This window comes from Stenotrophomonas sp. 99219_Sma (assembly GCF_056480785.1).
Genome location: NZ_CM151117.1, coordinates 1,916,506 through 1,929,381 on the forward strand (window position 1 = coordinate 1,916,506; position 12,876 = coordinate 1,929,381).

The 12,876-nt window shown below is 66.1% G+C and carries 13 protein-coding genes; 5 read left to right on the top strand and 8 right to left on the bottom strand.

Translation table 11 applies throughout. The annotated features are described in order from the left end of the window. Positions 1-11 precede the first annotated feature (11 nt). Positions 12-815 carry an APH(3')-II family aminoglycoside O-phosphotransferase gene (locus ACZK13_RS08825; protein ID WP_478482455.1) on the top strand — a complete coding sequence of 268 codons (804 nt, stop codon included), beginning with the start codon at positions 12-14 and terminating at the stop codon, positions 813-815. Here the strand turns inward: ACZK13_RS08825 and ACZK13_RS08830 are convergent. Further along, on the bottom strand, positions 788-1,213 hold the full coding sequence (locus tag ACZK13_RS08830) for a DoxX family protein (RefSeq protein WP_088025763.1): 426 nt from the start codon (positions 1,211-1,213) through the stop codon (positions 788-790). The two genes, ACZK13_RS08825 and ACZK13_RS08830, sit on opposite strands and share 28 nt — an antisense overlap. Positions 1,214-1,356: 143 nt before the next feature. Here ACZK13_RS08830 and ACZK13_RS08835 point away from each other — a divergent pair, with 143 nt between their 5' ends. The 3 genes from ACZK13_RS08835 to ACZK13_RS08845 all read left to right on the top strand — a co-directional run bounded on the left by ACZK13_RS08835 (position 1,357) and on the right by ACZK13_RS08845 (position 4,082). Further along, the gene (locus ACZK13_RS08835; RefSeq protein ID WP_071228922.1) at positions 1,357-1,947 is read left to right on the top strand and encodes a TetR/AcrR family transcriptional regulator; all 591 of its coding nucleotides are present in this window, start codon (positions 1,357-1,359) and stop codon (positions 1,945-1,947) included. Beyond that, positions 1,944-2,978 carry a DUF418 domain-containing protein gene (locus tag ACZK13_RS08840; protein ID WP_478482456.1) on the top strand — a complete coding sequence of 345 codons (1,035 nt, stop codon included), beginning with the start codon at positions 1,944-1,946 and terminating at the stop codon, positions 2,976-2,978. The genes ACZK13_RS08835 and ACZK13_RS08840 overlap by 4 nt, the downstream gene beginning before the upstream one ends. A 99-nt stretch (positions 2,979-3,077) precedes the next feature. Continuing rightward, positions 3,078-4,082 (top strand): phosphotransferase, encoded by a 1,005-nt coding sequence (locus ACZK13_RS08845; RefSeq protein ID WP_478482457.1) that lies wholly within the window; start codon positions 3,078-3,080, stop codon positions 4,080-4,082. 141 nt (positions 4,083-4,223) lie between these two features. Here ACZK13_RS08845 and ACZK13_RS08850 read toward each other — a convergent pair whose 3' ends face one another. The 7 genes from ACZK13_RS08850 to amaB form a co-directional block, all read right to left on the bottom strand. After that, positions 4,224-5,111: a DMT family transporter gene (locus ACZK13_RS08850; protein WP_125892989.1), complete on the bottom strand. Its 888-nt coding sequence runs from the start codon at positions 5,109-5,111 to the stop codon at positions 4,224-4,226. 32 nt (positions 5,112-5,143) lie between these two features. Further along, complete coding sequence (gene murB / locus ACZK13_RS08855) at positions 5,144-6,205, bottom strand: UDP-N-acetylmuramate dehydrogenase (RefSeq protein ID WP_253143616.1); 1,062 nt, start codon at positions 6,203-6,205, stop codon at positions 5,144-5,146. 8 nt (positions 6,206-6,213) lie between these two features. Continuing rightward, positions 6,214-7,269, bottom strand: a complete 1,056-nt coding sequence (locus ACZK13_RS08860; protein WP_032127499.1) for a quinone-dependent dihydroorotate dehydrogenase — start codon at positions 7,267-7,269, stop codon at positions 6,214-6,216. Positions 7,270-7,277: 8 nt separating this feature from the next. Then, a complete protein-coding gene (locus ACZK13_RS08865; RefSeq protein WP_253143617.1) occupies positions 7,278-8,048 on the bottom strand; it encodes a class I SAM-dependent methyltransferase in 771 nt (256 codons plus the stop codon). Positions 8,049-8,053: 5 nt separating this feature from the next. Then, complete coding sequence (locus tag ACZK13_RS08870) at positions 8,054-8,338, bottom strand: DUF4190 domain-containing protein (protein ID WP_253143618.1); 285 nt, start codon at positions 8,336-8,338, stop codon at positions 8,054-8,056. Positions 8,339-8,517: 179 nt separating this feature from the next. After that, the gene (locus ACZK13_RS08875) at positions 8,518-9,327 is read right to left on the bottom strand and encodes an SDR family NAD(P)-dependent oxidoreductase (RefSeq protein ID WP_478482458.1); all 810 of its coding nucleotides are present in this window, start codon (positions 9,325-9,327) and stop codon (positions 8,518-8,520) included. A gap of 40 nt (positions 9,328-9,367) precedes the next feature. Next, on the bottom strand, positions 9,368-10,900 hold the full coding sequence (gene amaB, locus ACZK13_RS08880) for an L-piperidine-6-carboxylate dehydrogenase (RefSeq protein ID WP_253143620.1): 1,533 nt from the start codon (positions 10,898-10,900) through the stop codon (positions 9,368-9,370). Between the two features lie 526 nt (positions 10,901-11,426). On the opposite strand from amaB, the gene ACZK13_RS08885 reads away from it, so the two are divergent. Further along, entirely contained in the window at positions 11,427-12,788 is a 1,362-nt protein-coding gene (locus ACZK13_RS08885; protein WP_478482459.1) for an undecaprenyl-phosphate glucose phosphotransferase, read from the top strand. Positions 12,789-12,876 lie beyond the last annotated feature (88 nt).

The window sequence follows — 12,876 nt, forward strand, 5'->3', positions numbered from 1 at the left end:
AACACCTCGGCATGGAAGCACCCAAACCCATCACTGATGACATGCCGCTGCCGTGGGCGTGGCAGGACGCATTGGCCGATGCGCGCATCGAGCGGCAATCGATCGGTGTGTCGCGTGCGGATGTTTCCCGCGTGCATCGGCCGGGCCAGGCCGATGCCTTCCTGAAGTCGGAAGTGATCGACGCCTTCAGTGAGCTGGGCGATGAGATCGCACGCCTGCGTTGGCTGCAGGCACAGGGACAACCGGTGCCAGCGGTGATTGCCACTGCCGAAGAGGCGGGCCGGCGCTGGTTGCTGATGAGCGCGCTGCCTGGCCGCGACCTGGCCTCGTCGCCGGAGCTCGCGCCGCAGCAGCTGGTGGAGCTGCTGGCCGACGCGCTACGCGGGCTGCATGCGTTGCCGGTGGCAGCCTGTCCGTTCGACCAGCGACTGGCGTCGCGCGTGCAGGTTGCGCAGGCCCGCGTTGAAGCGGGCCTGGTGGATGCCGATGATTTCGATGACGAACGCCTGGGGCAGAGCCCACAGCAGGTCTTCGCCGAACTGTGCAGTACCCGGCCCGACCATGAAGACCTGGTGGTCAGCCATGGCGATGCCTGCCTGCCGAACCTGATGGTGGCCGGGGGCCGCTTCACTGGTTTCATCGACTGTGGCCGGCTGGGTGTGGCCGACCGCTACCAGGACCTGGCGCTGGCCGTGCGCAGCCTTGTCTACAATTTCGACAACACGCGTTGGGTGGCGCCGCTGTTCAAGCGCTACGGCATGGTTGCCGACGAGCGCCGGCTGGCGTTCTACCGGTTGCTCGACGAGTTCTTCTGAGCCCGCGCATGGCTGGCGATGGCCGCGCAGATCAGGCCACCGACCACGCTCAGGTGTTCCAGCGCGAAGAACAGGGCCAGCTGCTGTTCGGCGCCGTGCTTGTTCCAGAAGGTATGCACGATGACGATGGTCAGCAGCATGAACACCGCCAGCGCGCCGCTGCCCAGCCAGAGCAGGCGATCGAGCAGCAGGCACAGTGCGCCGCCCAGCAGCACCACGGCGCTGGCGATGTTGAACAGCACAGGCGGTTGCAATCCGGCGGCCTGCATTTCGGCCACGCTGTTGTCCCACGCCAGCAGCTTGGCCAGGCCCGAGGACAGGAACACCACGGCCAGCAACAGCCGCGCGAGGAACCACAGCACGCGGCTGTCGAGCAGGGTGGTGATCATCCGTGGCATGCAGGAACTCCGGGTTGAGCGTGGGACAGGCCACGCAGCATCGGGCCTCAACCGCAGTTGAGGTCAAGGCTGGCTGAACGGAGCCCGACGTCGGCCGGATCGTCAGCTTCTAATTGGACGAACGTTCGTTCACTATTTGCGCCATGAACCGAGCCGACCGCAACGAGCAACGCATCGCGCAGATCCTGCAGGCCGCCCTGCAGTGCTTCCTCGTGAAGGGATTCCACCAGACCAGCATGCGTGACATCGCGCAGGCGGCCGGCGTCAGCCTGGGCAATCTCTACAACCACTTCCCGGGCAAGGAGGCGATCATCCTTGCGGTGGCGGTGGCCGAGAGCGAAGAACTGGCACCGTTGCTGCAGCGACTGGCCGCGTCCGATGGCGAACGCACACAGGTGATGGCCTTCCTGCAGGACTTCCATGCGCTGTGCCGGCAGCCGGAATGGGCAACACTTGCGGTGGAGGTGCTGGCCGAGAGTGCACGCAATCCGGCCGTCGCCGAGGCCTTCGCGGCCAATCGCAGGCAATTGCAGGCGACGCTGGCCGAAGCCCTGCAGCAGATGGCACAGCGCGAACGTCGGCGTCCCGTACTGGCGCCGGCACTGCAGGCGCAGGTGCTGCTGGATGCCATCGAAAGCGACGCACTGCGTCGGGGGCTGGGCGAAGCCGAGGGCACCGATGAAGCATCGCTGGATCTTGGCTTGCTCGCGCTGCTGCTCGGGGCACGCGCATGAGCGTCGTGGACCGGCGGTTGCACGGCCTGGACCTGGCCCGCTACCTGGCACTGGCCGGCATGGTGCTGGTGAATTTCCGTCTGGCGATGGCCGTGCCGGCAGAGGCTGATGGTTGGCTGGCAGGGTTCTTCCATCTGCTGGAAGGCAAGGCTTCGGCGACGTTCGTTACGCTGGCTGGCTTGGGCCTGGTGTTGGCCACGCAGCGGCAAGGGTGGTGGCCGGCCAGCGTGCAGACCTGGAGGCGCGCGCTGTTCCTGATGGTGCTGGGCCTGCTCAACCGGACCCTGTTCCCGGCCGATATCCTGCACTACTACGCGGTGTATTTCGCGTTGGCAGTGCTGTGGCTGCGTGCCTCGCCGCGGGTGTTGCTGGCCAGCATCGTGGGCCTGGCGGCCTGTTCGTTCTGGGCGTTGCTGCATTGGGATTACAGCCAGGGATGGAACTGGCAGACGCTGGAATACGCCGGTCTGTGGCAATGGCCGGGCGCGGCCCGCAACCTGCTGTTCAATGGCTTCCACCCGTTGATGCCGTGGCTGTGCTTCTTCCTGCTGGGCATGCTGCTGGCGCGCCTTCCGTTGTCGCAGCCTCGGGTGCAGCATGCATTGCTGGTGCTGGGCCTGTTGCTGATCGCGGCTGGACATGGCGTGCAGCAGCTCGCACAGGGAACGCTCTGGCAGGCGTGGCTGGGAACGCAGCCGATGCCGCCGGGACCCGCCTACGTGCTTACTGGTGCGGGCGCGGCCTGCAGTGTCATCGCCGCCTGCCTGTGGCTGGCACGGGTACATCCGGGCGACTGGCTGGAGCCGTTCACCGCGGCCGGGCGCATGACCCTGACCCTGTATGTGGGTCACATCCTGCTGGGCATGGGCACGCTGGAAAGCCTGGGCCTGCTCGATGGCAGTGCCTCGCTTGCGTCGGTGCTGCTGTGGGCGCTGCTGTTCCTGATGCTGGCGACCGGCGCGGCGTGGCTGTGGTCATGGCAGTTCGCGCGCGGTCCGCTGGAGGCGGTGATGCGCCGTATTGCAGGCTAGTTCTTTGGTCGTGCCGAGGTGATGTTGTGACGGACATGTCTGTGTCGTGGCGAGCGCATCTGCGATAGTGGCGGCAGGTAACACTTTCCGCTTGCATCCATGTCATTCGCTTCGGCGCAGCATCTCGGCGAAGTCCTGCAACAATCCTATGGCATCACCCCCACCGCCGTGGTGCCACGCCCGGTGGGCGCCGACGCCAATGCCAGCGTGTATCGCGTCGATGCGCGGCACGGGCAGTGGTGGTTGAAATGCCGCACCTACCAGGTCGACCCATCGGTGTGGGACAGCCTGCACTGGATGCGCGGCACGTTGGGTATCGATGAGATCGTCGCGCCGTGGCCGGCACTGACCGGTGGTGCGTCGGTGCAACGTTGGGGATTGCAGTTCACCCTGTTCCCTTATGTGGAAGGCCAGTCCGGGTTCGAGGCAGCGTTGAGCCGCACCCAGTGGAAACGGCTGGGTGAGGTGCTGCGGCGCCTGCACGGCGCGCAGCTGCCGGCGGAACTGCAGCAGGCGCTGCCGATCGTCCGGCTGGAAACTGCGGCGCTGGAGACCGTCGGGCAGTGGTTGGCCGGCGAGGGCCTGGCGGCCGCGAAGGACGGGCTGGGCCGCGCATTCGTTTCGGTATGGGACCAGCAGCATGCGCGCATTGCGGCGCTGCATTCACAGGCACGGGAACTGCTCGCGACCTTGCAGGACGTGCCGGTAGACCTGCACCTGTGCCACACCGATCTGCATGCCGGCAACCTGCTGATGGGCAATGACGGGGGCCTGCACCTGATCGATTGGGATGGCCTGTCGCTGGCACCGCGCGAGCGCGACCTGATGTTCATCGGTGCGGCGGTTGGCGGGCGCTGGGGGCGCGAGAATCCGCTGGGCTTCGAGGACGGCTACGGCAGCGACCGCGGCGATCCGCGCTGGATCGCCTGGTACCGGCACTGGCGCATCCTGCAGGACCTGATCGAGTTCCAGCAGGTGCTGCTGGGCAGCGATGGCGAGGAGCGTTCGCCGCAACTGCGCCGACAGTCGCTGCACTTCCTGGGGGAGCAGTTCGCGCCGGGTAATGTGTTCGATGCGGCGGAGCGGGTGTATCGGGCGTTGTAAATGCACGTCACCTGCCATCGATGAGGCGTCGCGCTTCGCGCGATGAGTCGAGCATGGCTCGACTCTACAGTTACGCTCGGCAGCTCTTTGTGCCGCCATCGTTGATCGGGCGGACAGGAATCATCCGCGCATGGCGCGGATCTACTCGGCGGGCTTGGCTGCCGCCGAGGCCGCTGCGCTTGCGGCGCGGCGCGACAGCACGGCCTCGCGATGGGCGATGTAGGCGTTGGCGGCGAGGATGATGCCGGCACCGATGATCGTCCAGCGGTCCACCGTTTCGTTGAACAGCAGCCAGCCGAACAGCGTCACCAGTGGCAGTTGCAGGAAGCTGATCGGGGTCAGTGCCGAGACTTCACCCAGGCGCAGCGCACGCGTCCACAGCAGCTGGCCGATGGTGCCGAGCACGCCGGTGGCCAGCAGCCACAGCCACGCCACGCCGGTGGGCCAGACCCAGACGAACACTGCCGGGATCAGCGACAGCGGCACCCAGAACACGTACGTGTAAAGCACCACGGTGTCGGCGCTGTCGATGCGGGTCAGCTGCTTGATCTGGATCGCCACCAGCGAACTGAGCACGGCCGCACCCACCGCCACCAGGCTGCCAGCGGTGAAGCCCGCGGTACCGGGGCGCACGATCACCAGTACACCGATGAAGCCGACGACGACGGCGGCCCAGCGGCGCACGCGCACGGTCTCGCCCAGCCACAGCACGGCGGCGATGGTGACGAACAGGGGCGTGGAGTAGGAGAGCGACACCGCCTGCGCTAGTGGCAGGTGGCCCAGTGCCCAGAATGCGCACAGCATCGAACCCAGGCCGATCGCACTGCGCACGAAGTAGCGCGGCAGCTGTTGGGTCTTCAGCGGCGCGTGGCCTGGCCGCAGCAGCATCGGCAGCAACGCCAGCAGGCCGAAGGCGTTGCGGAAGAACGCCACTTCCTGGGTGGGCACGTAGCGCGTGGCATAGCGGATCGCCACGGCCATCAGGCCGAATGCCATCGTGCTGCCGAGCATCAGCAGCGCCGCCCGCATCGGGGTGGCGCTGGGGGAGAGGGCGGGGGTGTTCACCACTGTGCGCCGAGCAGGCGGGGCTCCGGTTCGATTGGCACGCCGAACTTCTCCAGCACGGAAGCAGAGATGCGTCGCGCCAGCGCCAGCAGTTCAGCGCCGGTGGCGTTGCCGTGGTTGACCAGCACCAGTGCGTGGCTCGGCGCCACGCCAGCATCGCCTTCGCGGAAGCCCTTCCAGCCGCAGGACTCGATCATCCATGCCGCCGAGACCTTGCGCTTGCCGTCCTGGTCGGACGGGAACACCGGCAGCTCGGGGAAGTGCTGCAGCAGTACGTCGACCTGTTCCAGCGGCAGCACCGGGTTCTTGAAGAAGCTGCCGGCGTTGCCCAGTACATCCGGGTCGGGCAGCTTGCGGCGGCGGATCGCGATCACCGCATTGGCCACGTCGACCGCGCTGGGCAGCTCCACACCCTGCGCCTGCAGTTCCTCGCGGATGCCGGCGTAGTCCATGCGCAGGTCATGCAGCAGTGGCAGCTTCAGCTCGATGGCGGTGATCAGGTAGCGGTCCATCTGCTGCTTGAACACGCTGTCGCGGTAGGCGAAGCCACACTGTTCGTTGTCCAGCCGCACCCAGGCCTGTTCCTGGCAGTCCCAGGCTTCGACGGCCTGGATGAACTCGCCGACCTGCGCGCCATAGGCGCCGATGTTCTGGATCGGCGCGGCACCGGCGGTGCCGGGAATCAGGGCGAGGTTTTCCAGGCCGGACAGGCCTTCCTGCAGCGACCACATCACCAGGCCGTGCCACGGCACACCGGCACCGGCGCGGATCACGGCATGGTCGGCGCGATGCTCGAGGAAGCTGATGTCACGGTTACCGAACACCAGCACGGTGCCCGGCAGGTCCTCGGCGATCAGCACATTGCTGCCGGCACCCAGCACCAGCAGCGGGCCGCTGGCCACGTCGGGCAATGCCAGCACTTCCGGCAGCAGCGTGGGATCGTGCAGTTCCAGCAGCTGAGCGGCGCTGGCCTGCACATGGAAGGTGTTCAGGGCCTGCAGCGGCGCATTGCGGGTGAGCGTCCAGCGCAGCGGGGCGTTGCCGTCGACGGTATCCATGGGTGTGCTCACAGTGGGGCCACCGCGCCGCGGCTCGGCGCTTCGCGGCGGCGACGGATCGCCTCCACGCATTCGGAGACGAGGGCCGGGCCGCGGAAGATCAGGCCGCTGTAGCACTGCACCAGGGCCGCACCAGCAGCCATCTTGGCCACGGCGTCGGCACCGGACAGGATGCCGCCGACCCCGATCAACGGCACCGACTCGGGCAGCCGCGAACGCAGGCGGCGCAGTACCAGCGTGGACTGCTCCAGCACCGGCGCACCGGACAGGCCACCGGCCTCGTTGGCCAGCGGGTCGCCGGCCACCTTGCTGTGATCGATGGTGGTGTTGGTGGCGATCACGCCGTCCACCTGCAGTTCGCCCAGTACGCGGGCAGCGGCATCGATGTCGCGCTCGCTCAGGTCGGGTGCCACCTTGACCAGCATCGGCACGCGGCGGCCGTGGCGGGCCGCGAGATCTTCCTGGCGGTCGCGCAACTGGCTGACCAGCTGGCGCAGCGCGGTTTCTTCCTGCAGTTCACGCAGGCCGGCGGTGTTGGGCGAGGAGATGTTGACGGTGATGTAGTCGGCCAGCGGGTACACCTTGTCCAGGCAGGCGATGTAATCGTCCACGGCCTGTTCGTTCGGGGTGTCCTTGTTCTTGCCGATGTTGATGCCGAGCAGGCCGCGGCGGTTGCGCGCGCGCTCGACGTTGCGCACCAGCGCGTCCACGCCCGCATTGTTGAAGCCCATGCGGTTGATGATCGCGTTGTGTTCCGGCAGGCGGAACAGGCGCGGCTGCGGATTGCCGGCCTGCGGGCGCGGCGTGATGGTGCCGATTTCGACGAAGCCGAAACCCAGCGCGAACAGCGCATCGATGTGCTCGCCATTCTTGTCCAGGCCGGCGGCCAGGCCGACCGGATTGGGGAAGGTCAACCCGAACACCGTGCTGGGCATCGGCGCGATGCGTGCGGCCAGCAGCGGCGTGGTGCCGGTGCGGTAGGCCAGGTCCAATGCGGACAGGCCAAGGCCGTGGGCGCGCTCGGCGTCGAGCGAGAACAGGAAGGGGCGGGCAAGCGAATACATGCGTCGGTTCAGTCCAGCGTGCCGAGGAAGGCTCGGGTTCGATATTCAAAAGCGACCTGGCCGTCGACCGCGTGGGCGGCGAACAGGTCCTGCAGAGCGTCGATCATCGGCGCGTGGCGCGGATGACCGGCTTGCGGGGCATAGGAGGAGGACAGCAGGCGCCCGCGCAGGGCATCGAAGTCCAGGTGCTGCACGTTCGGCAGCTCGACCATGCCGCGCAGGCCGGAGCCGAACCAGGCCTGCATGGTGGCATCGTCCTGGTAGCGCTCGGCCACGGCGGAGTAGTCGGTGCCGTAATCCAGCAGCAACTGTTCGTAGCCGACCAGGAACGGACTTGCATCGAGCAGGCGCGAATTCCAGTAGATCAGTGCCAGGCCACCCGGGCGCAGGATGCGCTGCCACTCGGCGCGCACCGCCACGGTGTCGAACCAGTGGAAGGCCTGCGCGACACTGACCAGATCGATGCTGGCGTCGTCCAGTGTGGTGGCCTCGGCGCGGCCGTCGACCGCGCGGAACTGCGGGTACTGCGGTGCCAGCCATTGCTCGGCCGCGCCCCGCATGGCGGCATTGGGCTCAACCGCCACCAGCGGATGGCCGCTGGCCAGGAACAGGCGACTGGAAATACCGGTACCGGCGCCGATGTCGGCGACCAGCGCCTCGCGGCTGACGCCCATCGGGCCGTGCAGCCATTCCAGCAGCGCGGGTGGGTAATCGGGCCGGTAGCGGACGTAATCGGCGACGCGGCTGCTGAAGCGTTCAGTGCTGTCGGAGGCGGTCATGGCAGTCAGTTCGACATCGCAGCGAGCCAGGCCAGGCCGCCGAAGAACAGGATGAAGACCAGGATGGCGGCGATCACCGCGCCGACCATCACCCAGCCCAGTGCCAGACCGGTGACGGCCAAGCCATCGCCTTCCAGTTCATGCGGGCGGCGGCGGATCTCGGCGCGGGCCATGTGGCCGGTGATGATGGCCACGATGCTGGCCACGAAGGGCAGGACGGTCCAGCTGGCGATGCCCATGACCAGGCTGACCACGGCCAAGGCGCTTGTCTGTCGGGGTGCCACGCTCATCGGGGTCCTCCTTGGCAGTGTGCACATGATAGTGCCTCTGCCCGGGCAATCCCATGCCCGGCGGATGCGATGGTAGGCCTCGACCTTGGTCGACGAACCGCATTCCAGCCGTGGTAGGCGTCGACCTTGGTCGACGAAAGGCATGCCAACCAAGGTTGGCAACTACCGGAGTGCCGGTGTCAGCCCATCAACACCTGGCCACCATCCACGTTGAGCACATGGCCGGTGATCCAGCGCGCCAGCGGCGAGCACAGGAACAGGGCGGCATCGGCGATCTCACGCGGGTGGCCGAAGCGACCGAACGGAATCTTCGCCAACGTACCGTGGTACAGGGCGGGATCTTCGATGCGGCGGCGGTCCCAGAGGCCGTCATCGAACTCGATCGAGCCCGGTGCGATGGCATTGACCCGAATCCGGTCCTTGGCCAGCGCGAGGGCCTGCGAGGTGGTGTAGTGCGACAGCGCGGCCTTGGCGGCGGCGTAGGGCGCACCACCGGGACGCGGCTGCTGCGCGGCGATCGAAGACAGATTGAGGATGCAGGCGTCGCTGGATTTGCGCAGCCAGGGCAGGGCCAGGCGAGAGGTCCGAACCGCCGCCATCAGGTCGATCTGCAGGCTGGCGGCCCAGCCGTCCTCGTCGTCGGCCATGCCGTAGCCGGTGGCGTTGTTGACCAGCACGTCGATGCCGCCGAGCGCATCGGCGGCGGCCTGCAGCCAGGCCTGGATCTGGCTTGGATCGGCCAGATCGGCGGAAAACGTGTGCAGTTCGAAACCCTGTGCCTGTGCTTCGGCGCGCAGTGCATCCAGACCGGCCTGGCCGCGAGCGCAGATCGAGATCCGCGCACCGGCGCCGGCAAACGCCAGCGCCATTTCACGGCCAATGCCCTTGCTGCCGCCGGCGACCAGCACGCAGCGGCCGGTGAAATCAATCACCGGCTTGCCAGCCTGAAGAGCCGAGCCATGCTCGGCTGCATTTCCTGCGGTGTTCATGGCGCATCCTGCCGAGCATGGCTCGGCATTACAGAAAGCGTTACAGGTCGAACTTGATGCCCTGGGCCAGCGGCAGCGAATCCGAGTAGTTGATGGTGTTGGTCTGGCGGCGCATGTAGACCTTCCATGCATCCGAGCCGGACTCGCGACCACCGCCGGTGTCCTTCTCGCCACCGAAGGCACCGCCGATCTCCGCACCGGACGTGCCGATGTTGATGTTGGCGATGCCGCAGTCGCTGCCGGCCGCCGACAGGAACTTCTCGGCGGTCTTCAGGTTCTGGGTGAAGATCGAGGACGACAGGCCCTGCGGCACGCCGTTCTGCATGTCGATGGCTTCGTCGATGCTGTCGTACGGCATCACGTACAGGATAGGCGCGAAGGTCTCATGCTGGACCACGGCGTCGCTGTTCTTCAGGCCCGAGACGATCGCCGGCAGCACGAAGTTGCCTGCGCGATCGATGCGGGTGCCGCCGGTTTCGATGGTGCCGCCGGCGGCCTTGGCCTGGGCGATGGCATCGAGGAACTGCTGCACGGCGCCATCGCTGTTCAGCGGGCCCATCAGGTTGGCGGCATCGGTCGGGTCGCCGATCTTGCCTTCGACCTGCTTGTAGGCCTTGACCAGCGTGGCCAGCACGTCGGCATAGATCGAGCTGTGCACGATCAGGCGGCGGGTGGTGGTGCAGCGCTGGCCGGCGGTACCGACCGCGCCGAACACGATGCCCGGCACGGCCAGCTTCAGGTCGGCGGTTTCGTCCAGGATGATGGCGTTGTTGCCACCCAGCTCCAGCAGGCAGCGGCCGAGGCGGCGCGCGACCTTCTCGTTGACGGTGCGGCCGACCTGGGTCGAGCCGGTGAAGCTGATCAGCGGCACGCGACGGTCATCGACCAACTTCTCCGACAGCGCGGTGCCGGCATCGTTGATCAGGAAGAAGATGTCCGGGAAGCCGGCTTCGCGCAGGGCGTCGTTGCAGATCTTCAGCGAGGCGATGGCGGTCAGCGGCGTCTTGTTGGACGGCTTCCAGATGCACACGTCGCCACAGATGGCGGCCAGGAACGAATTCCAGCTCCACACCGCGACCGGGAAGTTGAAGGCCGAGATGATGCCGACCAGGCCCAGCGGGTGGTACTGCTCGTACATGCGGTGGCCGGGGCGCTCGGAATGCATGGTGTAGCCGTACAGCATGCGGCTCTGGCCCACGGCGAAATCGGCGATGTCGATCATCTCCTGCACTTCGCCATCGCCTTCCGGCTTGCTCTTGCCCATTTCCAGGGCGACCAGCGAACCCAGCGCGTCCTTGTGCTTGCGCAGCGCTTCACCGCACAGGCGCACGGCTTCGCCGCGGCGCGGGGCCGGCGTGGTGCGCCAGACCTTGAAGGCTTCCTGGGCGCGGGCGACGACGGTCTCGTACTCGGCCTCGGTGGTCGCGCGGACCTGCGCGATCGGCTCGCCGGTGGTGGGGTTGACCGGGGTGATCAGCTCACCGCTGGTCGCGCTCGACCACTCCCCGTTGCCCAGGTACGTGCCAGCGTTGATCGCGTCCAGGCCAAGGGACTTGAGCAGCTCGGAAGACATGCAGACTCCTGTGTTTCGTTACGTTGTTTGGCGCCATCGCGGGCAGGTGGGGGACGCGATGAACAGAACCGCCGATGGTAGCAGAGGGAGGTTGCTGGGCTTTGGTGCGGTGCGGGGTGGGGTGAGCTCGAGACTGTCAATTTGCCGACATGCGATCCGGACGTGGATGGATGATTTCGACGCAAAATGACGCACATTGACTCATTGTGACACATATGAAATTCACAATAATTCTAGGGACTTACGTAACTTCCTGACGATATCTTCAGTCAGTCCCCGACTTGACGTTCCTATCTTTTGCTTCGGACTTCATTCACAATCCCTCCACATTTAATTGACGCAGCCTCGATATTTCCGTGCTGGGTGGGGAGTCCATGCACGTGACCGCGGACGCTCCGGCGTCCGGTCGAGCAGGTATTGGAGAAGTGCTTTGCTACATGGATCAGTAGAAGACCTTCCCGCAGAGCGGGCCCGGGCGGGTCGCCGCCGCGTCGAGGCCCGAGCCGCCCTCGAGTTGGGGTTGCGCTTGGGCGATCTGTTGCTGCTGCCGGGTATGGCGGTGCTCTCCCACATTCTGCTGAACGGAGCAGGCGCGCCGGATTCCTCCCAGCGCATCGTGTTCGGCGCGGTGATCCTCAGCGCCATCGTTTGCTTCTCTGTAGCGCCGATGTACCGCAACTGGCGGATCCGTGGCCTTCTGGCTGATCTTTGGCTGTTGTTGCTGGCCTGGTCTGGCACCTTCGCGTTGTTCTCGCTCTACGTCGTCTTGGTCGGACTTGCCGATGCGGTCCCCTCTACCTGGCTGATCGGCTGGTATGCCTTTGGCTTGGGCTCCATGGCTGCACTGCGCGTACTGCTGAGAGTGCAGTTGCATCGCTTGCGTTCACGCGGGATGGATCATGAGCGGATCCTGCTGGTCGGGCTGCGGGCGCCTGCCTTGAGGCTGCACCGTCTGCTGCGTGGGAAGCCAGAGCTTGGCAAAGACGTCATCGGCTATTTCGCCAGTGCGGGCGATATCGCCACCCGTCGCGGTGGGGACGCGCCGTGCCGGCTGGGGCGACTGGAAGACGTCCCGCAGTACATGGATCAGCACCGCGGCGAATTCGACCAGGTCTGGGTGTCGATGCCGATGGGGCACGCGGCCGCGATCAAGGACATGCTCAAGCAGATCGAGCGATTTCCGGTGCCGGTGCGCCTGATTCCGGATACCACGGGGCTGGGTGCGTTGAATCCCGGCGTACACCAGGTGGGTGACGTGCCGATGATCGGCGTGCGCCAGGGTCTGGTGGATCATCGCTTCCGCCTGTTCAAGCGGGTTGAGGACATCGTTGTGGCGGGCATTGCGGTGATCCTTCTGGCGCCGCTGTTTGCCGTGCTGGCCATCGGCGTGAAGCTGAGCTCACCGGGGCCGGTGCTTTTCCAGCAGAAACGTCATGGCCTTGGCGGTAAAGAGTTCTGGATGCTCAAGTTCCGCTCCATGCGTGTGCACGCGGAGGGGCAGGGGCAGATCACCCAGGCAACGCGCGGTGATCCGCGCGTCACCCGGTTTGGCGCCTTCCTGCGCCGCAGCAGCCTGGATGAATTGCCGCAGTTCTTCAATGTATTGGGCGGGCACATGTCAGTGGTGGGGCCGCGACCGCATGCGATCCAGCACAACGACCACTATGAGCGGGTGATCGAACGCTACATGCACCGTCACTACGTCAAGCCGGGCATTACGGGCTGGGCGCAGGTGCATGGGTTGCGTGGCGAGACGCCGGAGCTTCGCTCGATGAAGAAGCGTGTGCAGTACGACATCGACTACATCCGACGCTGGAGCCCGACGCTGGATATGCGGATCATCGTGCTGACGGCGTTGAAGGTGCTGGGGCAAAAATCGGCGTACTGAGGTGGCCGATTTTTGGAACTGCGACGTAATTCCATGAATCTGTTGGCGATTTCATCGCCTGTAATGTACTTGTAAGGTATGCTATTCG